18 protein-coding genes and 1 pseudogene are annotated in these 25,583 nt (G+C 38.5%); 13 read left to right on the plus strand and 6 right to left on the minus strand.

The window, feature by feature from the left end; translation table 11 throughout:
* Positions 1-44 precede the first annotated feature (44 nt).
* The 9 genes from R3X28_RS14470 (at position 45) to R3X28_RS14510 (ending at position 11,102) form a co-directional block, all read left to right on the plus strand.
* Complete coding sequence (locus tag R3X28_RS14470) at positions 45-1,340, plus strand: N-acetylmuramoyl-L-alanine amidase family protein (protein ID WP_411556615.1); 1,296 nt, start codon at positions 45-47, stop codon at positions 1,338-1,340.
* Between the two features lie 55 nt (positions 1,341-1,395).
* Positions 1,396-2,364, plus strand: a complete 969-nt coding sequence (locus tag R3X28_RS14475) for an MlaD family protein (protein WP_317665189.1) — start codon at positions 1,396-1,398, stop codon at positions 2,362-2,364.
* Positions 2,365-3,690 carry a (Fe-S)-binding protein gene (locus R3X28_RS14480; protein WP_317665191.1) on the plus strand — a complete coding sequence of 442 codons (1,326 nt, stop codon included), beginning with the start codon at positions 2,365-2,367 and terminating at the stop codon, positions 3,688-3,690.
* Positions 3,691-3,708: 18 nt separating this feature from the next.
* Positions 3,709-4,500 (plus strand): (Fe-S)-binding protein, encoded by a 792-nt coding sequence (locus tag R3X28_RS14485; protein ID WP_154364959.1) that lies wholly within the window; start codon positions 3,709-3,711, stop codon positions 4,498-4,500.
* Between the two features lie 37 nt (positions 4,501-4,537).
* Positions 4,538-5,020 (plus strand): ABC transporter ATPase, encoded by a 483-nt coding sequence (locus R3X28_RS14490; RefSeq protein WP_317665193.1) that lies wholly within the window; start codon positions 4,538-4,540, stop codon positions 5,018-5,020.
* Between the two features lie 107 nt (positions 5,021-5,127).
* A complete protein-coding gene (locus tag R3X28_RS14495; RefSeq protein ID WP_411556616.1) occupies positions 5,128-8,040 on the plus strand; it encodes a glycoside hydrolase family 3 N-terminal domain-containing protein in 2,913 nt (970 codons plus the stop codon).
* 161 nt (positions 8,041-8,201) lie between these two features.
* Positions 8,202-9,350 (plus strand): N-acetyl-alpha-D-glucosaminyl L-malate synthase BshA, encoded by a 1,149-nt coding sequence (bshA, locus tag R3X28_RS14500; RefSeq protein ID WP_317665197.1) that lies wholly within the window; start codon positions 8,202-8,204, stop codon positions 9,348-9,350.
* Position 9,351: 1 nt separating this feature from the next.
* Positions 9,352-9,816: a hypothetical protein gene (locus R3X28_RS14505; protein WP_317665199.1), complete on the plus strand. Its 465-nt coding sequence runs from the start codon at positions 9,352-9,354 to the stop codon at positions 9,814-9,816.
* Between the two features lie 119 nt (positions 9,817-9,935).
* Entirely contained in the window at positions 9,936-11,102 is a 1,167-nt protein-coding gene (locus R3X28_RS14510) for an OmpA family protein (protein ID WP_317665201.1), read from the plus strand.
* A 136-nt stretch (positions 11,103-11,238) separates the two neighbouring features.
* Here the strand turns inward: R3X28_RS14510 and R3X28_RS14515 are convergent, their stop codons facing one another.
* The 3 genes from R3X28_RS14515 to R3X28_RS14525 form a co-directional block, all read right to left on the minus strand.
* Positions 11,239-12,534, minus strand: coding sequence for a nucleotide sugar dehydrogenase (locus R3X28_RS14515; RefSeq protein ID WP_411556617.1), 1,296 nt, complete (start codon positions 12,532-12,534; stop codon positions 11,239-11,241).
* A 185-nt stretch (positions 12,535-12,719) separates the two neighbouring features.
* Complete coding sequence (locus R3X28_RS14520; protein ID WP_317665203.1) at positions 12,720-14,117, minus strand: nucleotide sugar dehydrogenase; 1,398 nt, start codon at positions 14,115-14,117, stop codon at positions 12,720-12,722.
* A 222-nt stretch (positions 14,118-14,339) separates the two neighbouring features.
* Positions 14,340-15,374 carry an NAD-dependent epimerase gene (locus tag R3X28_RS14525; protein WP_317665205.1) on the minus strand — a complete coding sequence of 345 codons (1,035 nt, stop codon included), beginning with the start codon at positions 15,372-15,374 and terminating at the stop codon, positions 14,340-14,342.
* A 525-nt stretch (positions 15,375-15,899) separates the two neighbouring features.
* On the opposite strand from R3X28_RS14525, the gene R3X28_RS14530 reads away from it, so the two are divergent.
* Complete coding sequence (locus tag R3X28_RS14530; RefSeq protein WP_317665207.1) at positions 15,900-16,664, plus strand: polysaccharide biosynthesis/export family protein; 765 nt, start codon at positions 15,900-15,902, stop codon at positions 16,662-16,664.
* A 41-nt stretch (positions 16,665-16,705) separates the two neighbouring features.
* Positions 16,706-19,084: a polysaccharide biosynthesis tyrosine autokinase gene (locus tag R3X28_RS14535; RefSeq protein ID WP_317665209.1), complete on the plus strand. Its 2,379-nt coding sequence runs from the start codon at positions 16,706-16,708 to the stop codon at positions 19,082-19,084.
* A 50-nt stretch (positions 19,085-19,134) separates the two neighbouring features.
* Here R3X28_RS14535 and R3X28_RS14540 read toward each other — a convergent pair whose 3' ends face one another.
* The gene (locus R3X28_RS14540) at positions 19,135-19,995 is read right to left on the minus strand and encodes a DUF1080 domain-containing protein (protein ID WP_317665211.1); all 861 of its coding nucleotides are present in this window, start codon (positions 19,993-19,995) and stop codon (positions 19,135-19,137) included.
* Positions 19,996-20,371: 376 nt separating this feature from the next.
* On the opposite strand from R3X28_RS14540, the gene R3X28_RS14545 reads away from it, so the two are divergent.
* Together R3X28_RS14545 and R3X28_RS14550 are read left to right on the plus strand one after the other, a co-directional pair.
* Entirely contained in the window at positions 20,372-21,964 is a 1,593-nt protein-coding gene (locus R3X28_RS14545) for a glycosyl hydrolase family 28-related protein (RefSeq protein ID WP_317665213.1), read from the plus strand.
* 230 nt (positions 21,965-22,194) lie between these two features.
* Positions 22,195-23,322: pseudogene (locus tag R3X28_RS14550) on the plus strand (IS3 family transposase).
* A gap of 256 nt (positions 23,323-23,578) precedes the next feature.
* Here R3X28_RS14550 and R3X28_RS14555 read toward each other — a convergent pair.
* Together R3X28_RS14555 and R3X28_RS14560 are read right to left on the minus strand one after the other, a co-directional pair.
* Entirely contained in the window at positions 23,579-24,667 is a 1,089-nt protein-coding gene (locus R3X28_RS14555) for a DUF1972 domain-containing protein (RefSeq protein WP_317665215.1), read from the minus strand.
* A gap of 2 nt (positions 24,668-24,669) precedes the next feature.
* On the minus strand, positions 24,670-25,569 hold the full coding sequence (locus R3X28_RS14560) for an NAD(P)-dependent oxidoreductase (RefSeq protein ID WP_317665217.1): 900 nt from the start codon (positions 25,567-25,569) through the stop codon (positions 24,670-24,672).
* Positions 25,570-25,583: the final 14 nt, after the last annotated feature.

Here is a 25,583-nt window from a genome sequence, read left to right on the forward strand (position 1 = left end):
GTATTACAATAAATTTAACCTATTTAAGATTCTCAAATTACCTCATGAAAATGAATTTGAAACGTTTTTATCTTTTAACCATATTACTATTTCCAATACTACTTTGCGCAAACACAGTAAACAAAGGGCTTCAACGCAATGATGGTAAATTCGTGATCGTTTTGGATGCAGGACATGGCGGGCACGACCCTGGTAACCTTGGCAATGGCTACTTAGAAAAAAATATTGCCTTGAATATTGTATTGAATGTTGGTAGGATATTGGAGGCCAATCCGGATTTCAAGGTAATATACACCAGAAAGGACGATACCTTCGTTGATTTGTTCGTTCGGGGTGAAATTGCGAACAAGGCGAATGCCGATTTGTTTGTTTCCGTTCATTGTGATTCGCATTCTTCCGATGCCCATGGGGCTGGTACGTTCGTTTTGGGGCTACATGCCAATAAACAGAATTTTGAAATAGCCAAGAAAGAGAACTCGGTAATTTATTTGGAGGATAATTATGAGGATCGATATGCCGATTACGATATCAATTCCCCAGAGTCGATCATTGGGTTGACCATAATGCAAGAGGAGTTCTTGGACCAAAGTATTGCCCTGGCCAAAATGATACAGGATAATTTTTCAGGACAACTGAATAGGGTAAACCGCAAAGTGAAACAAGCAGGTTTTATAGTCTTGCACCAAACGTTTATGCCGAGTGTTCTGGTAGAAACAGGATTTTTGACCAATAAATCAGAAGGGGCTTATTTGAACTCAAAAAAGGGGCAGGCCCAAATTGCACAGGCGATTGCGGAAGCTGTTTTAAAGTACAAAAATAGTGTACATACAGGGATAACCGGTCAACAAACCCTTGATACGGAAGTTGCCCTAAATGAGGAAGTCTTACCCGCAAAGGAGGAAAAACCAATTGAAGTGCCTCCGATTCCCAAGGAAGAAAAGAAACCTGAACCCGAGCCTGTTGATTTGAAAAAGGAGCCTATTAAAGAAGAAATAGCGGCATCGAAAACCACGGTAGAAGAAGAGGTCAAGAAAAAAGAAGAGGGGATAACAGCGGTAAAATCCATGGAAAAGACCAATGTAGCATTTAAGGTGCAGATCATGGCGAGTGGCAAGGATTTGGAATTGATTCCCCAAAATTTCAAGGGGCTGGGAAATGTTTCACGAGAACGTTTTAAGAACCTTTATCGCTACATGTACGGTAAAACCCATTCTTTTGAAGAAGCGAAAATGTTAAAGTCAAACGCTGATATAAAAGGGTTTACAGGCTCCTATATCGTTGCTTACAAGGATGGTGTGCGCATACCTGTGGCCGATGCGCTTAAATACGTTTCGGAATAATAACAGCAGTCTCAATTTTATTTCTAATTTTGTTAGAAACGATAAATCAATCCATTTGAAACTATCCAGGGAAATTAAAACGGGAATAATAGTGGTAGGGGGCATCCTCCTTTTTATTTTAGGTTTTAGCTATTTGAAATCAACACCTATATTTGATAATAGTAAGACTTTTTATGCTGTTTATAAGCATGTTGGAGGGCTTCAGCCCGGAACACAGGTTTCTATCAATGGGTATAATGTAGGTATAGTCAATGACATAAAATTCAAAGATGAGACCGGAAATTTATTGGTCACTTTTTCCGTGAACAATGAATTCAGTTTTTCCAAGAACAGTAAGGCAGAATTGTACGATACTGGAATAATCGGAGGTAAGGGAATTCAGATCAGACCTGTTTTTGATGGTGCCCGTGAGGCCCAATCAGGGGATACCTTGATTACGGATACCCGTCCTGGATTGACCGAACTGGTTCAGCAAAAACTTACACCGTTACAACAGAAAATAGAAGGGGCCTTTACCAATGCCGATTCCTTATTGATGAATGTGAATCAAGTATTGGACGATAAGACCAAAAACGAATTAAGGGAATCAATTGCCGGTCTTAACGAGCTTATGCATAGTCTTCAGGGCAGTGCCGAGGTGTTGAATCAATTATTACAAAAAAACCAAGGGAAGTTAGATAGTTCGTTGACCAACTTCTCAGAGCTATCCTCTAATTTCGCTAAACTTTCAGATTCATTGAACAATGCGGGATTAGGACGTACCATGGCCAGTTTGGAATCCACTGTTTCTAACTTGGATAAGATTCTGGGGCAAATAGAACGCGGTGATGGATCAATGGGGAAACTTATGAAAGACGAGGCCCTGTATAATAACCTGAACAACGCATCAAAGGAATTAGATCTGTTATTACAGGATTTTCGTTTAAATCCGAAACGATATGTAAACGTATCCGTTTTCGGAAAAAAGCAAAAGGATTATACGCTTCCTGAAAATGACCCTGCGGAAAATAAAGAACAGCCATAAATGGAATATATTAGCAATATTATCTTCGCACTGATACTGGTTATCGGTATTGTTTTTTTTGCACGTAATGTAAAAAAGCTTATTCGTAATATTCAGCTGGGAAAAGAGGTCGATGTAAGCGACAACAAGCCCCAACGATGGAAGAATATGGTCAAGATCGCTTTGGGTCAGACCAAAATGGTGGTTAGGCCTGTACCCGGTATTTTACATATTCTGGTTTATGTAGGTTTCATTATCATAAACTTAGAGGTTCTTGAAATAGTCATAGATGGTCTTTTAGGTACTCACAGGATTTTTGCGGACCTAGGAGTAATTTATGATGTTTTGATCGCTTCATTTGAGATTTTGGCTTTTTTGGTTATCATTTCGGTCATACTCTTTTGGATTCGAAGAAACGTTATACGGTTAAAGAGGTTCATGAGCCCCGAAATGAGTGGATGGCCGAAAAATGACGGGAACATGATCTTGTATATAGAATTGGTCCTGATGTGCCTGTTTTTAACGATGAATGCCGCTGATTTTCAGTTGCAGCAGTTGGGGGCTGCACATTATGTTGAGGCCGGAACCTTTCCCATAAGTCAATTTTTGGTGCCGATTTTAGATGGAATGTCGGCACAAACATTAATCATTATTGAAAGAACAGCTTGGTGGTTGCATATTGTCGGTATTCTATGTTTTTTGAATTACCTTTACTATTCCAAACATCTACATATTTTGTTGGCATTCCCAAACACCTATTTCGGTAAGTTGGGACCAAAAGGTAAATTCAGGAATTTGGATGCCGTTACCCAAGAAGTTAAACTAATGATGGATCCCGATGCGGATCCTTATGCTGCTCCCGCTGAGGACGCAGGGGAACCCGGTAAATTCGGGGCATCGGATGTGATGGATTTAAGCAGGGTACAATTGCTCAATGCCTACACATGTACCGAATGTGGCCGTTGTACCAGTGAATGTCCCGCGAACCTTACAGGAAAGAAACTGTCACCTCGAAAGATCATGATGGACACCCGTGATCGATTAGAGGAAGTAGGTAAGAATATAGATGCCAATAATGGCAAATTCGTTGATGATGGCAAACAATTGTTGGGCGATTATATTACCAATGAAGAACTTTGGGCCTGTACCTCTTGTAATGCATGTACCGAAGCATGTCCTGTAAGTATAGATCCATTATCCATTATCATGGATATGAGACAATATTTGGTAATGGAACAATCCGCAGCACCATCAGATTTGAATAATATGATGGGCAATATAGAGAATAACGGGGCGCCATGGCCATTCAATCAAATGGATAGGTTGAATTGGAAAGACGAATCCTAAACAAAATAAATCCTTAGTATGGGAAGTGAAATGAAAGTACCGACAATGGCTGAACTTTTTGCGGCCGGTAAACAACCCGAAGTTTTGTTTTGGGTAGGTTGCGCAGGGAGTTTTGACGATCGGGCAAAGAAAATAACCAAAGCCTTCGTAAAGATCCTGAATAAGGCCAATGTGTCCTTTGCTGTATTAGGTACCGAAGAAAGTTGTTCCGGTGATCCGGCAAAAAGGGCAGGAAATGAATTTTTGTTCCAGATGCAGGCTGTTACGAATATAGAGGTGATGAATGCTTATGAGGTAAAGAAGGTGGTTACCACTTGTCCGCATTGCTTTAATACCTTAAAAAATGAATATCCGGGATTAGGAGGTAATTATGAGGTAGTGCACCATACCCAATTTTTAAAACAATTGTTGGAAGAAGGCCGAATTTCGATGCAAGGAGGAAAGTTCAAAGGGAAAAAAATCACTTTTCACGATCCTTGTTATTTAGGTAGGGCGAACAATGTTTATGAAGCCCCTAGGGATTTGATCAAAAAGTTGGATGCCGAATTGGTTGAAATGAAGAATTGTAAGTCCCGCGGTTTATGTTGTGGGGCCGGTGGTGCCCAAATGTTCAAAGAACCAGAGGAGGGCGATAAGGACATTAATATTGAGCGTACGGAGCAGGCCTTGGAGACAGAACCGGAGATTATTGCCGCTGCTTGTCCTTTTTGTAATACCATGATGACCGATGGGGTCAAGAACAAAGAAAAGGAAAGTGAAATCAAGGTAATGGATATTGCCGAGCTTATCGCGAACGCCGAGGACCTGTAAACTGTTTTAATTTTAATAATACCCAAAATCTTTTACTATGTTAGTAGATTTCAATGCATTACCGGATTCATCCAGAATATGGGTATTCCAGGCCAATAGAAGTTTTTCCGATTCGGAATTGCAGGAAATAGGGCTGGAGTTAGATGCATTCATTGAGGAGTGGACTACCCATGGGAGTGATTTAAAGGCCGGTTACGAGATACGGTACAAGAGATTTATAATATTGGCATTGGATCAAACGTTGACTTCGGCCTCTGGCTGCTCTATTGATGCATCGGTGCATTTTATCCAAAAATTGGAAAAGAAATACGATGTGGAATTATTGGATAAGATGAATGTATCTTATAAACAAGGCGATTACATAGCCTACAAACCATTGAGCGAATTCAAGAAAATGGCCAAGCAAAAGGCGGTTTCAAAAAACACTATAGTTTTTAATAATTTAGTAACAAATAAAGGGGAATATTCAGAGCATTGGGAGGTTCCTGCTTCTGAAAGCTGGCATAGCCGTTTTATGTAGTTTTTTCTTGGTATTGTATTTGCAATCGATATGTTTTAACATAAGGGTTACTTAGTGATATGCAATATTAATTTTCCTTTTAAGTTATTTCCTTAGACTTGTCCAATATGCGTTTGTATAGCATTTTTTCATTTTTCTTATTATTTATGTACTGTGCCAATGCACAGCATAACCCATTGGTGGTCAACGATAGCCTTGGGCAAGAGCGTTGGGTCGAATCCCAGTACAACGCCATGTCATTGGATGAAAAATTGGGGCAATTGTTCATGGTGAGTGTAGCATCAAGCCAGGACAAGGCTAGTATCGCCAACATAAAAACCCTTATAAGGGAAGAACATATAGGTGGGGTTATTTTTTCCACCGGGGGACCCATCCGACAGGCAAAAATCACAAATTCATTTCAATCCCTATCCAAAATACCTTTATTGGTCGGAATGGATGCGGAATGGGGTTTGGCCATGCGATTGGATTCTACCTATGCTTTCCCTTGGAATATGACATTAGGGGCCATAAAAGATAATTCAATTGTAGAAAAAGTCGGGAAACAGATAGGATTACATGCTAAACGTTTAGGGGTGCATATAAATTTTGCCCCGGATATCGATATCAATACAAATCCTTTGAATCCTATTATCGGAAATCGCTCTTTTGGTGAGGATAAGGAAAATGTGGCCAACAAAGGAATCGCCTTTATGAAAGGTATGGAAAGTACAGGCGTACTCTCTAGCGGAAAACATTTTCCAGGACATGGTGATACGGCAACGGATTCACACAACGCATTGCCATTGATACCATTTACAAGACAACGTTTGGATAGTTTGGAACTCTACCCTTATCGCAGGTTAATACAAGAGGGGTTAAGCAGTGTAATGGTGGCACATTTGAATGTTCCGGCCATGGAAATCCAAGAAGATCTTCCTTCATCTTTATCAGAACAGATAATTTCTGGAATCCTAAAAGAGCAGATGGGCTTCGAAGGTTTGGTCTTTACAGATGCATTGAATATGAAGGGGGTAAGTACCAGGGGAAAGGATGGCGATGTTGAGTTGGCTGCTTTTTTGGCGGGCAATGATATTTTGTTAATGCCCACAGCGGTGACCAAGGCCAAGGAAAAACTGCAAAAGGCATATGAAAGTGGAAGGATTTCGGAGGAAAGACTGGCCAATTCCGTTAAAAAAATCCTTTTGGCCAAATATAAGGTCGGGCTAAATAAATACAAACCTATTCCGATTGATAATCTATATGAAGATCTTAATGGGTTGGAGAATGACCTGATTTATGAAGAGGCCATTGAGAATGCCATCACTGTGGTAAAGAATAAATTCTATCTTTTGGGAATCAAGAAATTGGAGAATAAAAAGATCGCTTATGTAAAATTCGGGGATGCCGACAGTAAGCCATTTCTTGATGAGTTGAATAAATATGCAAAAGTCACCCAGGTTAATGGTAAAGACCTGGCTACGCTCAAAGAAAAACTTAAGGATTATAATCTAGTGATCATAGGGCATCATAAGAGTAATGAAAGTCCGTGGAAAGCCTATAAGTTTACAAAGCAGGAGTTGCAATGGTTACAAGGAATAGCCAGTGAGAGGTCTTCTAACCTTGTGCTCGCCGTATTTACCAAACCTTATGCTTTAAAAGATATAACTTCGTTCAACAGTATAGACGGTGTTGTGGTAGCTTATCAAAATAGTGTATTGGCACAACAAAAAACGGCCCAGCTTATTTTCGGGGCAATTAGTGCCAAAGGTGTTTTGCCAGTATCATCACATGCTGATTTTCCGGTAAATACTTCAGTAAATCTAAGTTCATTGAAACGTTTGGGATATAGTATTCCCGAACGGGTGGGGTTAAGCTCGGGGAAATTGGCCGAGGTCGATAGGCTTGTACATAACGGATTGGATTCATTGATGTTTCCAGGGGCTCAGGTTTTGGTGGCCCGAAAAGGGAAAGTCGTGTATAACAAAGGTTTTGGAAAACCTACCTATTCCTCTACTGATAGTATAACCACGGACCATATTTACGACCTTGCTTCGTTGACAAAGATATTGGCAACCTTACCTATGTTAATGAAAATGGAGGAAACGGGAAAGATCGCCTTGAACGATACTTTTCAGGATCTAATACCCGAATATTCCGATACCGCGATTAAGAACGTGACCGTTTTAAAGGCATTGTCGCATTATGGGCGTTTACCGGCTTGGATAGCTTTTTATGTCAGTACATTGGATGAAAAAAGAAAACCTTCTTCAGAGTTTTATAGGAACAAGCCAACCCCAGGATTCAGTATCAAAGTAACCGACAATCTCTATTTGACCGATGCTTATAAGGATTCCATTTACAATAGAATAGGCAGACAGGACCTGAAATCGAACCGATATCGGTATAGTGATGTCACTTATTATGTAATGAAAAAATATATAGAAGACACCTATAAGACCCGTTTGGATAAATTGGCGGACGATTTTCTGTATAAACCTTTGGGGGCCATGGATACCAGTTATAATCCGTTGGAAAAATTTCCAAAAAATAGGATTGTGCCTACAGAGGTAGATAAATATTATCGTTATCAAACAGTGCAAGGTTATGTGCACGATATGGGTGCGGCCATGCAAGGTGGCGTAGGTGGACATGCAGGACTGTTCAGTAATGCCAATGATGTTGCAAAGATCATGCAAATGTACCTACAAGGAGGTGAATATGGAGGAACTCGGTTTTTGGATGGGAGGACCATAAAAAAATTCAATACCTGCTACTTTTGCGATAAGAACGTACGAAGGGGGGTTGGATTTGATAAACCACAGTTGAAGGAAAGTGGCCCAACTTGCGGATGTGTTTCTAGAAAGAGTTTTGGTCATAGCGGTTTTACGGGTACCTTTACTTGGGCCGATCCAGAGGAGGAAATCGTTTATGTTTTTTTATCGAACAGAACCTACCCGTCTTCATCGAACACCCTTTTAGTTAAATCTGCGTTAAGAACTAGGATTCAGCAAGCTATTTACGATGCTATTATCAATTAAAAAGTAGTTTTGTAAAAATGAGATTGCATTTTTAGGAGGTCAATTCGTATTTATGATAGAATGATTGTTTTTTTTATTAAGGAAATCATAGAATACCGACTAAGATCGAATAGGATTTATCCTTATTTCTTTTTTATCGAATAATATAAAATTCTCAACGAGTGAAAATAGCAATAGTTTGTTACCCAACATTTGGAGGAAGTGGTGTTGTGGCCACCGAATTGGGCATAGCATTGGCCGATAGGGGGCATGAAGTACATTTCGTAACTTATCGCCAGCCCGTACGTTTGGACTTGTTGAGTCAGCGCATACACTTTCATGAGGTACATGTGCCTGAATATCCTTTATTCCATTATCAGCCGTATGAATTGGCTTTGTCCAGTAAATTGGTCGATACGGTTAAATTATTCGGGATAGATTTATTGCACGTTCATTATGCCATACCCCATGCCTATGCAGGATATATGGCAAAAAAAATGTTGGAGGAAGAGGGAATCTACCTGCCAATGATAACAACGTTGCATGGCACTGATATTACTCTAGTAGGTAAACATCCATTTTATAAGACGGCCGTAAATTTCAGTATCAATCAATCTGATGTGGTAACCGCGGTTTCCGAGAATTTAAAACAGCGAACATTGGAATTCTTTGATATTGAGAAGGAAATTGAGGTAGTTCCCAATTTTATCGATAAATCAAAGTATGAGAATGCATCATACACCGATTGTCAACGATCCATGATGGCTCAGGATAATGAGCGTATCGTTACGCATATCAGTAATTTTAGGGCTGTAAAGCATATTCCCGATGTAATCAAAATATTCAATAAGATCCAACAGGAAATTCCGGCCAAATTGGTTATGGTAGGTGAGGGGCCAGAGAAGGAAAATGCGGAATTCATGTGCGAGCAATTAGGTATTATCGATAAGGTACATTTTTTAGGGAACAGTAATGAAATAGACAGGATATTGTGTTTTTCAGATTTGTTCTTACTACCCTCGAAAGCGGAAAGTTTTGGTTTGGCGGCTTTGGAGGCTATGATCAATAGGGTTCCGGTAATCTCCAGTAATGCAGGTGGTATCCCAGAGGTCAACATACAAGGTGTGACAGGGTATTTAAGCGATGTCGGTGATGTTGACGAAATGGCCAGTAACGCTTTGAAAATCTTACGGGATGATGAAACCTTGGAGAAATTCAAGCAGAATGCTGTAAAAGTGGCTGCCAAATTCGATATTTTGAATGTCCTGCCGATGTACGAGACCATCTACTTAAAAGCGTATAATACCCGAATGAATGAGATGGTAAAGTAAGATGAGATATTTACCTGTATTTGTTTTTATAGTTCTTTTTTCCTGTAACGGACAGAAAAAAACAACCATGGGGGATGGGAACGGGTCAAATTCATCAAAAGAAGGTTTAATCTTGTTACTTCAAGATAATTACAGTGGGGCCGATACTTCGGAAACACTGATAATAAGGGACCAAAAATCTTTACAAAAATTCTTTTCAAAGATCAATAGAACGCGAAAACCAGGGATTCCCATACCGGTTGTCGACTTCACCAAAGACATGGTTTTGATCCATTGCCCAGGGGAGCAACCTCTGGGGGAACAGGTTTTATGGTCTATTGCCAATGAAAATGACAAAGAGATAAGGTTGCGGTCGTCTGTTACCAAAATGAAAAAAAAAGGTACATCTTCAGTCACCGTAAGTCCGTTTAGTGTGTATAAAATACCATTGACATCTAAAAGAATCACTTTTCAGAAAGAGCAGTAAGATGATAATTATGACATTTTTTATGTAACCTAACGAAAATCCGTGCAGTTCAAACAACTTATTTGTAGGGGGCTTTATTTACTGATTACTTTGTTTTTTTAAAGCCTAAATTTTAACCTATGAAGAAAAGTATGATGTGTGCATTGGTATGTTCAATGCTTGCCTGCACTCCGATTTTTTCACAAGACGAATTACAACTCACCTCAAAGGATAGTATTGTTCAAAGCTCTTGGATGTTCGGTATCGGTTACAATATCGTAGATGATTCCGGTGATGTTTTCGATCAGTTGTTTTCTGTTGATGAACAATGGAATGCCGTTGCCTTTCCTTCCAGGGTAAGTATAGGCAGGTATTTCAAGAATGGGTTGGGTTTGGAGGCTATTGGAACCTACAATAAGTATAAAATGGGTAAAACCATAGACCGCAGGGTAAATACGAAAGAAACTACCTATCTGGGACTGGATGCTAGATTGACTTATGATCTGAACAAATTGATAGGGGAGACCGGTTGGTTCGACCCATACGTTGGGGTTGGGGCAGGATATACCGACGCCAATGATCAAACAAGGGGCACTTACAATGCCGTAGTAGGTTTTAGGGCATGGTTCTCTGATCGTTGGGGCATAGACCTAAGTTCTTCGGGAAAATGGGCTATGGGCAATGATGAGGCTACCAATCACATTCAACACGCTGCTGGAGTGGTGTATCAATTCGGAATTGAAAAAGGACTTTCTAAAAAAGGGGAGGAGAAACTGGCATTGATCCAGGCAATGGAAAAGGAAAAACAGCGCATTGCGGATTCCTTGGCCAATGAGCAACGTATCAAAGACGAGGCCGCTCTGGCGGAACGTTTGGCCCAAGAAAAGGAAAGAGCTAGATTGGCAGCGGAAATTGATGCCGAAAATCAGCGTAAACAAGGGGTAAAGGACGCTATCGCTGCCTTAGGTAATGTTTATTTTGATTTTGAATCGTCTTTTTTGAATGCGTCATACAGGAAGAAATTAGACCAATTGGTCGTAATCCTTAAAGAGAACCCTACAGTAACCATCTTGATTGGGGCCCATACCGACTCCAGGGGTGCGGCATCCTATAATTTATGGTTATCGGAACAAAGGGCCGAACACACTTTGGAGTATTTGGTAGCTCAAGGAATAACCACGGATAGATTGCAAATAGAGGCTTTTGGAGAGACCCAATTGGTTAATGAATGTGATGGTACCGTCCGTTGTTCTGAAAGTAAGCATAGGCTGAATAGAAGATCTGAGTTTGAGGTAGTGAAGTTTTAATTGGCTTAAAAAATTCAAATGGTTTTTTAATTGATATTGTGACTATTGTTGTCGTATATAACTATTCTTGAAATTCGAGAAAAAAGTATTGATGCTAACGTAAGTTGTTATATGGAAGGTTGTAGTATGTTATGATTTAAAGTCTACCATCCACTTCCTCGCTCAAAAAGTCTTTTATATCATACAGAATTCCATTGGGATTAAGTAGGTCTTTAAATTTAGTTTCTAGATACTGTTTGTGGGCTACGGTCAATACAATAGCATCGAATCTTCCTTTTGGAATTACTTTTGTGGTATCTATTCCATATTCACGTTTAACTTCCTTTGCCATTGCCCATGGATCATAGATGGTTACTTTTGCACCATAACTGCCCAATTCCTTTACGACATCTACAGCTTTGGTGTTTCGAACATCAGGACAGTTTTCTTTAAACGTAATTCCTAATACGAGAATTTGGGAGTCCTTGACCTTAATGTCATTTTGCACCATTAATTTTACCACTTCTGAAGCCACGTATTTGCCCATTCCATCATTCATGCGTCGCCCAGCAAGAATAATCTCTGGATGATATCCAAATTCTTGTGCCTTCTGGGTTAAATAATAGGGGTCTACACCAATGCAATGTCCTCCAACTAATCCTGGCTTAAATGGAAGAAAATTCCATTTAGTACTAGCCGCTTTTAACACGGCATGGGTATCAATACCCATTAAATTAAATATTTTAGCCAATTCGTTTACAAATGCAATATTGATATCTCGCTGTGAATTTTCAATGACTTTTGCTGCTTCAGCTACCTTTATTGATGGGGCGCGATATGTGCCAGCTTTAATTACGGAGGCATATAAATTATCAATTTGTTCTGCAATTTCCATTGTGGATCCGGAAGTAACCTTCAATATTTTTTCAATAGTATGTTCCTTATCTCCAGGGTTAATTCTTTCAGGGGAATAACCCACGAAAAAATCAATATTGAATATTAATCTACTTGTCTTTTCAAGAATAGGGACACATTCCTCCTCAGTAGCCCCTGGGTAAACAGTAGATTCATAAATGACTATATCTCCAGGTTTAAGAACCATTCCAACTGTCTCACTGGCTTTGAATAAGTTGTCGAGTACTGGTCTATTGATGCTGTCAACAGGTGTTGGTACCGTTACAATATAGAAATTACAATCCTTAATATCCTGTATATTATTGGTACAGTATAATCCAGTTTTCATATTAGGACTATTTCGAAGTACTTTTTGTAAAATTGTTTCTTCGATTTCTAAAGTCTTGTCAGTGCCTGATTGTATTTGGGTAACCCGATTTAAATCGATGTCAAAACCTACTACAGGATATTTTGTTCCAAATAATCTGGCCAATGGCAAACCTACATAACCAAGGCCAATAACAGCAATCTTAGGAATGACCATTTTTGAGTTCTTCATTAACATATTAAGTAATCACAAACTTACTACTTTAATTCTGTTCAAAACCAATCCATAACTTCCTTAGGATTGAATACCTTGGGGATAATCGATGTTGTAGTCTAATGATTCAAAGCGACATTTGAAGTAGGCTAATCAATCTTAAACCATAAAAGCTTGTAATCAATTGTATTTCGTGAAGGATTTTATGATTGCCCTATTTTGTAATAATCAAATCCTAAGGTTTTCATTTTTTCATTATCCAACAAACGTCTTCCATCGAAAACAAAAGCTGGTTTCAGCATTTTATCGTAGATGGCTTTCCAATCGTATGTTTTGAACTCATCCCATTCCGTAAGCACGGCAACTGCATGGGCATCCTCAACCGCTTCGGAAGGATCTTTGACCACTTTTAAAAGTCGTCTGTTTTCCTCAGGGCTCCTTGTATTCAAGTAATCAAGGTCTGCATATATCCTTTCTGCGGGTACTTTTGGGTCATATACCACGATTTCCGCCTGTTCGTCCAATAAGGCGTCGGCCACATAGATCGCAGCGGATTCCCGAGTGTCATTGGTGTCTTTTTTGAATGCCCAACCATAGAATACGATTTTTTTACCCGAAACCGTATTGTATAGGGTCGTGATAATATTTTCTGCGAAACGTTTTTTCTGGTAATCGTTCATAATGATGACCTGTTCCCAATAATCGGCAACTTCCGGTAGTCCAAAACTTCTGGCTATATAAACAAGGTTCAATATATCTTTCTGAAAACAGGAACCCCCGAAACCTACGGAGGAATTCAGGAATTTGGATCCAATCCTACTATCAAAGCCTATGGCTCTGGAAACTTCCGAAATATTGGCGTCGGTTTTTTCACAAAGTGCTGATATTGAATTTATAGAAGAAACCCTTTGAGCAAGAAAGGCATTCGCGACCAATTTAGATAATTCCGATGACCACACATTGGTCTGTAAAACCCTATCTTTAGGTAACCATTGCAGATAAATGGCACTAAGGGCATCTTTTGCTTCCTGTCCCGATGGGGTCTCATCACCACCAATGAGTACACGGTCTGCATTCAAAAGATCATCAATGGCAGTACCTTCGGCTAAAAACTCCGGATTTGAGAGTATTTCGAAATTAACGCCGTTCCCTGTATTCTGTAAGATACTTTTGATGGCACTCGCAGTACGTACGGGTAAAGTCGATTTTTCAACCACGATCTTATCGTCTTTGGATACACGTGCGATATTTCTGGCGCATAGCTCAATGTATTTTAAATCTGCGGCCTGTCCCTTTCCTTTTCCGTAGGTTTTGGTCGGGGTGTTTACAGAAATGAAAATCAGTTGTGCTTCATCGATAGCCTTATCCACTTCCGTGGAAAAGAAAAGGTTTTTACCTCTGGTTTCAGCCACGATTTCTTTAAGGCCCGGTTCATAGATGGGTAGGTTATCTAAATTTTCGTCGTTCCATTGATCAATCCTGTTTTGATTGATGTCCACTACGGTAACTTCAATATTCGGACATTGCTTTGCAATCACCGACATAGTTGGTCCGCCTACATAACCAGCACCTATACAACAAATTTTTGTTATTTCTTTCATATAATTTTTTTTGAACAAATATCGCAAAATATCTTGAGAACACTTTAACGGCATAAAAAAAGTCCATTATTTGCAGGTAGTTTAATTAATGGGCCTGATTTTACTTTTGTTAAAAGTATTGAAGCAAAACCAGTTTATATTTTTCACTAACGGTAATTCTTAGTTCAATTGATAAAGGTATTCTTTTAGATATAATGTGGTTTTTAATTTTTTTGTTTATAATTAGATTTTATTATAATTTTTATACCATTTAATAAAGGATTCAATACCTTTTTTAATTGGTGTATTGGGTTGATAAGCATAGTCTTTTATTAAATCATCTACATTGGCCCAGGTTGCCGCTACATCACCGGGCTGCATGGGTAACATTTCTTTCTTTGCGGCTATACCCAAACTAATTTCTATGGCCTCAATGAAATCCATCAGTTTAACGGATTTGTTGTTGCCGATATTGTATATTTTATATAAATCTTTATTTGTTTGACGATCAACAGGTTTTTTTTCGATAATACGGGTAACCCCTTCAACGATATCATCAATATAGGTAAAATCCCGTTCCATCTTGCCTTGGTTAAAAACTTTGATGGGTTTGCCGTTGGTCATGGCATCGGCAAAAAGATATATGGCCATGTCTGGTCGGCCCCAAGGACCATAAACGGTAAAGAAGCGCAAGCCGGTTGTAGGTAAACCATACAAATGACTGTAAGTATGGGCCATAAGCTCATTGCTTTTTTTCGTAGCTGCATAAATACTGATGGGGTGGTCAACACTGTCGCTTGTCTCGAAAGGGATTTTTTCATTTAGACCATAAACACTGGAACTACTGGCGTACACTAAGTGTTGAATGTTAAAATGACGACAACATTCCAGAATGTTCATAAAGCCTACAATATTGCTATTGATATAAGCACTCGGGTTTTCCAAACTATAACGTACTCCTGCTTGGGCAGCTAAGTTACAGACCACATCGAATTTTTCATTTTTAAAAAGTTCTTCCAATCTTTCTTTATTCTCAAGATGCATTCTGATAAAATTGAATGTGTCGGGGTCTGGGTGTGAATCACTCTGGCTAGGTGTGTCGAAAATTTCAGCACCCTTCTTATTGATTCCTAGCTGCTTAAGCCTTTCATATTTGAGGTTAACATCGTAATAGTCATTGATATTGTCTAGACCGACCACCTTATGGCCAAGGCTTATTAATTTTTTTGAGACATGAAAGCCGATAAAACCAGCAGCTCCGGTTACTAAAATCTTCATCCTAGATTGTATTTTTAGTTAATAAGAAATTCAAAAGTATGTAATTAACCAAATATTTTAACGTAACCCCTTAAAAGATTTGTTCACTAGTAGGCTTTTCTGGATTTCCTTATTTTCTGTCCGCTATCATATCATATGAAAATGAAATATTTGCGGATATAATTTATTTAAATTAATTGAGAAACCGTACAAGGGTTTGTTTTTGTGTTTTTTACGCTTAATCGATTATTTAAAGACTTCACCGAAATCTATCAACTTTTAGGTGGTTACGGATTTTTAACGTTTTAAATTAGCATTTTATATTGCAAAAGAATGTTTGGTTTTTTTTCAAAAACTATTACGAATAATTATCGCTCCAATGTTGCACCTGATTATTTTAGGTTAATTGGTATATCAAAAAGAAATTACCTTTTAGTTAAGGGGCTGAATAATTTAAAGAGAATAAAAAGTAAGTTGGGAATAAACCAGTTAAGAAGGTAATTCAAACCTATTTTTTTATTATAATTGTAAACTAAATTCAATAAAATGTCAAGAAAATTCAATCACTATTTTTTCATACTACTTGCGGGCCTTATTATTACATCCTGTGCTTCTAGGAAAGAGGTCGTGTATTTCCAGGATACGGGTGATTTTGAAACATTGGTCAATAATAATGATTTTGTTTCCAAGTTTAAGGTTGATGATTTGGTTTCGATCCACGTTTCTTCTTTGAATCCCGAGGCCAGTGCCCCCTTTAATCTGTATGGCGGTAATCCTGAAAGCGGTTATATGCCAGAGCAAGTAGATTATTTAGTGGATCAGGCCGGGGAAATTGATTTTCCGGTAATTGGTAAATTAAAGATAGAAGGACTCTCTCCCGATGAATTGCGATTGTTGTTAAGGGAACGCTTATCGGATTATTTGAAAGACCCGATTATCAATATCCGATTAAAAAACTTTACGGTTACGGTTTTGGGAGAAGTAAATAAACCCGGGACTTATCCTGTCAACGGGGAACAAATAACAATTTTGGAAGCCCTAGGTTTGGCTGGAGACTTAACCATTCGAGGGGTGCGTCAAAACGTTTTGGTCATACGGGATTTTAATGGTACCAAGGTGTATAACCGTATTAATCTTACCTCCAAGGATATGGTGAAATCCCCGGTTTTTTACCTCACCCAGAATGATGTGGTTTATGTGGAGCCCAATAAATCGGGTATTACTGCCTCCTCTTTGGATAATAGGGCCAATATCGCAATTTCCATTGCCTCAATTTTAATTACCTCCACAGTTATAATCCTTACTAGATAATAAGATCTAATTTATTCTATTTAAAAATAATTTAAAGCCCGATGAGTAATCTTTTATCTTCGAATATGGACTATAGAGAAATGATCAAACCTTATGTAAGGCGATGGAAATGGTTTGTGGTCGCTGGGTTATTTGCGATGATACTAGGTTATATTTATACACGTTATGCGGTTCCTCTTTATTCGGTACAAGCAAAAATCCAGATTTTAGAGGATGAGAAGGGATCATCCCAATTGAATGTGTTTCAGGACTTGGATGTTTTTGGAGGGGTAGGTAATCGAATCGAAGATGAAATTGAAGTACTTGTAGCTAGATCTACTTTAATAGACGTGGTTCAAGAGCTTGGTTTGAATAAAACCATAACGGCCTTGGGTAACATTAAAAAAACCGGGATTTATAAAAATCCGAATCCACCGTTCAATATCAATTATCTCGCTCCCGATTCCATTGTGAACAATTCACAGGCACATTTTTTTGTTAATCTTGTAAATGAAACAACTTTTGAATATTCCGAGAACGATGATGGCCCTTTTATGAGTTTTTCCTATGGAAAAACCATTGCTTCCCCTGCAGGTGATATTATTGTAACACCAAATACTAAGAACATACCTAAGTTAGGGACAAATAAATATGCTGTTTCTGTAAGTTCTGTTGCTTCCGTTGCAGAACAATATCAAAAAAGTTTAATAGTTTCCTATACGGATGCCCAATCCAAGATTATAACCATTGTCTTGAATGATCCAATAATTCAGCGCGCAGAGGATGTTATCAACTCCTTGATATCAAACTACAACCAGAATGCCATTGAAGATAAAAAGGCCATAGCGGATCGGACCTCCAGTTTTATAGATGATCGAATAGCTAAAATTTCTGTTGAACTATCCTCTGCTGATCAATCGGCTGTTGAATTCAAATCGGGTAGGGGTATTACGGATGTGGCTACACAAAACAGCCTGAACCTTAGTATTGGGGCCGAAAACCAGGAACAATTGCAGAATGCCTCGATCCAATTGGAGATAGCTTCTTCAATGAAAGAGATTATTGAGAATGAAGAGGGTTATGAGGTTCTTCCTTCGAATGTTGGGTTGGAAGATGCCTCTATTGCCAACACCACGGCAAAATACAATGAATTGGCATTACAACGAAAGCGGTTGTTGGAAAGTTCCAATGAGAAGAACCCTATCATCGTTAATTTGGATCAACAGTTGGAGGGGCTTAAACGCAGTATGCGTTCCAGTTTAAATGGGATGACGAATAATTTAGGGCTTCAGGTTAATAGTTTGAGTAACCGTTTGTCCAAAATCAATTCGCGGATTTATTCGGCCCCGAAAAATGAAAGTGCCTTAAGGGATATAGCGAGGCAACAGCAGACGACGGAGTCATTATATCTATATTTACTTCAAAAACGGGAGGAGGCCCAGATAACTTTTGCATCCTCTTCAGCTAAGTCCAAGATTGTGGACAGTGCATTTCCTGTAAGTACATTTCCGATTTCACCTAAGAAAAAGATCGTAATGTTAGCGGCTTTGTTTTTGGGATTGTTAGTTCCATTCACCGTAATTTATGTTCATGAATTGTTGGATAATAAAATACACAATAAGGTGGATTTGGAAAAATTGACTGGAAATATTCCGGTATTGGCGGAACTTCCTAAAATCTCAAAAAAAGAGAATTCGTTGGTTAAATTGGGAGAACGCACCGTATTGGCAGAATCTTTGCGAATTCTACGAACCAATTTGGATTATATCATTAAGTCCCATGCTGAGAAAGAAACAAAAGGTAATATTATTTACATTACTTCCAGTGTGTCTGGGGAAGGAAAAACTTTGGTTTCTTCCAATTTGGCTATGATTTTTGCGAATACCGATAAAAAGGTTTTATTGATAGGGGCGGATATTCGTAACCCCAAAATATATCAGTTCTATTCGGGTAAGAACGTCGATGAATTGGGTAAAGCAAAGAGGGAAAAAGGAAAAAATGGACTTACAGAGTATTTAGTGGATAAGACCTTAACTAGTAGCGATATAGTTTCTAGCATGTTGGCCCATGAACAGACTGTGGATGTTATCTATTCGGGGAAAATTCCACCGAATCCTGCTGAGCTTTTGATGAATGGCCGTATGAAGGAATTGTTGGATGAGGTTGTTGACCAGTATGATTACATTGTGGTGGATACGGCACCTTTAATGGTAGTCACTGATACCTTGCTAATTAGTGAGTTTGCCGATCAGATTTTATATGTGACCCGAGCAGGAGTTACCGAGCTGAAAGTCTTAGATTACCCAATTAAATTGCAAAAGGAAGGGAAACTAAAAGGTTTGTCCTTTATTGTCAATGGGGTTAAGGAGTCTAATTTGGGTTATGGCGGTAAATATGGCTACGGCTACGGGAAATCGACAAAAAAATGGTGGAAAATATAATTTGAGTAGGAATGTGTTTAATACCCCGGTTTTATGAATGGAATATACGGTTATTCTAAAAGAAATTCAACCATGGGCACTGAGTGTTCAAATTCTTTGATTTCAATATTCTGCCAAAAAATCTCACCTGTTTCTGCTTCAAGGGCAATAGGACCTTCGTTTATATTTAAATTGACCAACATGTTTACTACTTGGCCATTGAGTTTAAAGATAACATACTCATTGCCCATGACAATAATTTCACATTGGTTCCATTCATTATCAAGACCGTGGGCATTTGCTTTTTGATTAACGCCACCTACGCCCCATCCATCACTGGAAATAGGTCTTAGTATCCCCCCAAGGTGTGGTAAGGCAAAAAAATTACCATCCGTTGAGTACCATTGTGCTTTTATATGCGACCTTAATTCTCCGGAATAATTGATATTTTTCAAGTGGTCGTATCTAATTTGATACTGTATTCCGCTAGGGAAGAACCGCAATTGCGTAATATGAAAGTATACCCCCGCGTCATATTGGTTTTCAATAAAATCATTGACCAGTTTTTTCCCCCATTTGTATTCAAATTTTAAGTGGTACTTACTGTAATTGCGTTTAGTAACCATTAAGCCATGGGTGGCATTTTTTCGGGTCTCGGCACCTTGGCCATCAGGTATGTCCCGATAAAAATGAATGGAGCTATCCTTGTCTATGGTAAAAACCTTGGAAATTTCTTCAGGTAGGCCATCTCGAAGCAATAAATCCCAATTATTGAAATCCTTACCATTGAAGAGGCTTACCCATTCCTTGGTACTGGCGCTTTCCGATACTTTCAAAACAGGCTTGCAAGATTTCCATAGCAGATACGAACAAAGTAGACCTATACTAATAAGGATAAAAAGTGTGCACCGATAATTTTTGATCTTATTCATAGTGGGTGAATATTATACGAAACGACGAACGTATTACCAATATTGTTCTTAATTCGTTATTTAAGCTAGTATTTCATCGTTAAATGAAGTAAGTTTTTTTTATTTAAAAAGGTAACAACCATTATATGCCATTTAATTAATAGTGGGAAATGTTTTATAAAATCACTTGATTTTTAACCATAATGTTAAAAAAAGCTGCCGTTCATCGAATAAAAAATTTGTAAAGATCTAAACTAAGGAATGCAGCCGTATAAGTATTATTGTTAAAAGATGCAGTTCATCGAAAATAAGATGTATTTCGTCGTTAGTAAGTAAAATTTAAATATTTTTATAAACCCAAATAGTACTTAATATAATACTTAATCATTAAATCCCCATGACTTTAAATTTTTTATCCCCACGTACCCTACTCTTGCTTTGTTTTGTTTTAATTTTAAACAGTTCCTGTTCCAAGGATTCGGATCTTCTAACGGATTATGTGATTTCAGAAACAGAGGAAACCCTCTTGAATTCTTATTTAGTAGATGATTCGTTTACCGTATCTCGTCAAAGTAGTTTGGTCCTTGATGTATTATCCAATGATAATCTTGAAAACCAAGAGAATGTTGAAATAATTGATGCTACAGAACCGGCCAATGGTACTGTAGTGGTTAATGAAGACGATACCATTACCTATACTCCCGATGCCGATCTTACCGAGGGAGTAGAGGATTCCTTTACCTATACTGTAGAAGTGGCCAATGAAGATGCCACGGTAAGTACGGAAACGGGGAATGTTACGGTTACGGTATCGGAAGAATCAAAAACCAGTTTACAATTTGATTTTAATGTGAAAGATTTTGGCGCAAAGGGGGATGGGGTTTCGGATGATAGGACGGCCATCCAAAAGGCGATAGATGAAGCTTCTGCAGCGAGCACACCTTCTAACAAAAAGGTATTGTATTTTCCTTCTGGAACTTATATGTTGTCAGAGATTCCATCAAGTGATACTAGGCTTTTTGTTAAATCAAATATTATAATAAAAGGGGAATTGATAGGGAATGATAGTATTAGTTCGTCTATAATCAGTATTTACCCACAACCTGAGATTAAAAGTGGGCAAATTTTGCAGGCTTCCAAAGCCGATAATTGGGAATTTAGGGATATGACCATAGATGGAAATGGTGGTAATTCTTATTTAGGGGGTAGTGATTTAGTTGCAGGTTATGCACAGGAAGGGACGGGTAACTTTCTAATCCAAAATTCTAATAATTGGAAGATAGATAATATGACCGGACGTAATAGTTGGTCAGGAAATATATGGACTAAAAATGTAGATGGATTTGAAATCACCAATAGTAGGAGTATTAATACAGATTGTTCCATATTAACCGTGGGAAATCCTGATAGTTATATGCGAAACGGACTAATCGAAAACCATTATGTTGATGGTCATGCTTGGTCTGAACCAATTGCTTTATATAGGGGAAGCACATACAATATTATAATTCGTGGTTGCACTTTAAAAAATAAAAATCACTCTCCAGGAATAATTATAGGATCTGGTTTTGATTCTTTAGATTCAAGTGCAGTACATGAAAATATTTTGATAGAAAACAATACTCTTTGGAAAGTTCAAGGTGGTATTGTTGGTGTAGGTGGAAATAGAATTAATTTAGTAATAAAGAACAATAAAATTTATTCCCAATGGCAAGGTTCAGGTATTCGTATTGCCGGATGTACTAATTGTGATATTTCTAGTAATGAAATCGATACTGGTTGGGGTGGTTTTGAGGATGTTACATCAGGTCAAAGTACTTCGCATGTTGAAATAGCAGAAGGTGTTAACAATGGTGGACATGGAATTCATCTAAGTGAAGCAGTTAATTGTAATGTTTCTAATAATGATATTACGCATTATGGTTGGAGTGCAATTATTGCTACAGGCGATGTTACCACTAGTAATAATAGTTCTGCCAAAAGATTTTAAAAATGAATACACGTAACATTACAAGGAATTTTACTGAAATGTTTTTGAATTAACTGATTTTTTGAAATTATATCGCTCTGCTGGGGTTTTGAAGTTATTTGGTTATTGTTTTTGATATACTGAAAAGGGATTTAAAAATTGTTGTTGGATTATTAACAGGTATGTAAGCTTCCTCCCTTAAAACCGAACTGTTTAAAAGTAGAATAATAATCTTAATTTTAAACAGTATTATGAGGAAGAGTAGATTTTCATCCACGCAGAACGCGAAGATTTTAAAAGAGTTCGATAATGGCAAGACCGTTGCGGATATAACCCGTTAAAATGGTGTGAGTTCGGCCGCTTTTTACAAGTGGCGTTCGAAGTACGCCGGAATGAGCGGCAAGGAGCTCAGGCGCATAAAGGAACTGGAAGAAGAGAACCGCAAGCTCAAGCAGATGCACGCCAACTTGGCTTTGGACCATCAAATGGCTAAGGTGATCATCGAAAAAAAGCTATGAAGCCTTGCCGTAAGCGCATTATTGCCAAAGAACTTGTTCATTACGGTATCAGCAGGGCGTGCCGTGTCCTAAATATGAGCAGGAGCGTCTATTATTATAAACCTTTGCCGAAAGACGACACCGAAATAGAGGATGCTTTGCGGCAAAAGACCGAAGAACATTCGGAGGAAGGTTTTTGGAAGGCTTACGATCGTTTGCGCAATGAAGGGAAGCCATGGCCATAAACGGGTCCATCGTATCTATAAGGCCCTTGGGCTGCCATTGAGAAGAAAGGTGAAGAAACGTTTACCCGCAAGGGTGAAAGAGCCCTTAGAGGTACCTGATGGACTTAACCACACTTGGAGTATGGACTTTGTGACCGATGTCCTGGAAAACAAGAGACGCTTCAGGTCGTTCAACGTCATCGATGATTTTAATCGAGAAGCACTTCATATAGAAGTCGACTTTTCCTTGACCAGCAATCGCGTTGTCTGGGTACTGAACCACCTTATCAATAAAAAAGGAAAGCCAAAGAGGATCCGCATGGACAACGGCCCGGAGTTCATAGCCCATATAACGAACGATTGGAGCCAGATGCACGGGATAGAGTTCAAATATATCCAACCGGGCAAGCCGACCCAAAATGCTTATGTGGAAAGGTTCAACGGAAGCTATAGATGTGGGGTGCTGAACAAATATATCTTTGAAAACCTAGACCAGGTAAGGGAACAGACACAGATCTGGATGAACGATTATAACCATCATAGGCCCCACGATGCCTTGGGTAAAATACCGCCCGTAAAATACGCGGAACTTAATTCTTTTGGGGCTAGCCCCAAAAGAATTAAAAACAATAACTTTAATGAAGTTTTAGAAAACTAAGCAGTTCTAATTAGGGGAAGCTTACATCCTTAGTACTTTTTTCTAAATATTCTGTTTTTGGAGTTCCTTCAAAAAATCGTTGAGTTCATCCCCGGTCTTGAACTACTTTAGAAGGTTATTACTGAATAGTGTCTCTTATTTATTGATGTATAATAAAATTAAACTAAAAAAATAACGGGGCAATGGCCCACTATTTTCTATTCATGCACTCTATGGGATAGTCCTATAAAATTTAAAATAGTTTGATGATTAAAATCTACTGGTTAAAAACCTTGGCATACTTGTTTGATATACCCGTCCAGGTATATCTCCGTTCCGCAATTTCTGACATATTTAGAGCATTGTCCTTCAATTTGATTGGGGAAAGATTTTTTAGGCTATTAACCAGTTCATTGGAGTTGGAAAAGTATAAGGCTTTTTCTTCCGTTGTAAAATGATTGGTAGGTACGCTAAATGCGATAATGGGTAAATTAAGGCTCATAGCCTCTACCAAAGAAGGTGCCGTGCCACAGAACGTATGACTGTGAATATAAAGCGATGCATTACTCCGAATCACATCCAATTCATACAGGTCATACACCGCATCTTGCATATAGATATTTGGGTAACCGGCATACTTTACTTTTAATTCCCGCCCATATTCGAACTTGTCATAATTCGAAACCAAAACTAAATTGCGATCAGGAAGTTGGGTATAGGCTTCTAAGACCATATGCAAATTATTATCGACTTGGGCCCTGGAAACACTAACATCATATGCACCCTTTAAATAAGGGTATTTTTCCAATAGTTTGGGGTCCAATGGTTTTTTGGCGGTATGGTCACCTCCGTATTCAATAAGTGCACTCTTCTTTTGATATTCCTCTTCGATATAGTCACAAAAATGTTGATTATCGGCGACAATTACCGAGGAATGTTTTATGGCCAGTTTCTCGGTTAGTTTGAGATACCATTTCCCGAAAGCCCCCCATTTATCCCGCTTCCATTCCAAACCTCCAAAATTAACCACGATGTTGGGTTTTTTAAAAAGCTTGAAAAAAGGTAAAATGATGCATCCTGGGGTCCCTAAAATCAAGAGGATATCAAAAGTAAACCAACTAAGACCCATGGCGGTGATATCATATAGGATACTCTGACCACCATTGGCTTTAAAAGGTAGGTATTTTAAGGTACACCCATGATATTCGGGAAGGCGTTTTTCTTTTGGAACACCTTCACAGAATACTGTAATGTCAAATTCTGAGTTTTTTTCCTTAGTTAAATAATAGACCATGGTTTCAAACCCTCCATAATTGGCAGGTAAACCCACTGACCCTATAATTGCTACCTTTTTCTTTTTAGTCATTCCTATATATAATCTTGGTAATAGCCTTCTATATATTCTTTTAGGGCGATACGCCAATCCCGCATTTCATTGACTCCCCTAAGGTTTAATTTCTTGGTAACCAATCGTTCAGAAGGTGGGCGTTCGGCATAGTACACATCTTTAAAGTGATCGGAACTTACCGAGGTTATTTTAATCTCATCTTTGAGTCCAAGCAGGTTGACCAATTCTTCGGCAACTTCCAACCTACTGGTTTCGCCACCACAGACACAATTGTACAAGCCCCAATACTCCTTCTCAATCAAGTTTTTAACGGTCTTTGCAAAATCCTGAGTGTAGGTAGGGGTACCATCCTTATCGTTTACGATGAACAGCTCTTTGTTACCGTCTTTGAGTTGTTTCATCAATTTTTGAATGAATTTTTTGTCTTTTTTAGGACCGGATCCCATCATCCAACCAGCTCGGCAAATAACGAAGCGATTGGCATTTTCACAAACAAAACGCTCGCCCATGTATTTGGATCGGGCATAGACTCCTAACGGATTCGGGAGATCCCAATCGTCATAAAGATCTTGTTTGCCATCAAAGATACCAGCTGTACTGATATAGAGCAAGGGTATATCCATGGCATTGGCCAAATACACGGCATTTTCAACCGCCATAGTGTTCGTGGCATATGTATCGTCTACATGTTCCTCGCAATATTCCAAATCGGTATAAGCTCCTAGATGGAACAGGTAATCCGGTTTAAATTCTTCCAGTTCCTTTTTATAGGCCTCAAAATCCCTAAAGTCTAAAAAGGATAGCCAAGGTTCATTAACATCAATATCAGAACATTTGATGATATAGTCATCTTTAAATTGGGTGTAAAAAGCTTCTCCTAGCATTCCGCCAGATCCGGCAATGTAAATCTTTTTTTTCATAATTAATGGGATTT

It is taken from the genome of Maribacter sp. TH_r10 (assembly GCF_033101095.1).
GTDB lineage: Bacteria > Bacteroidota > Bacteroidia > Flavobacteriales > Flavobacteriaceae > Maribacter_A > Maribacter_A luteus.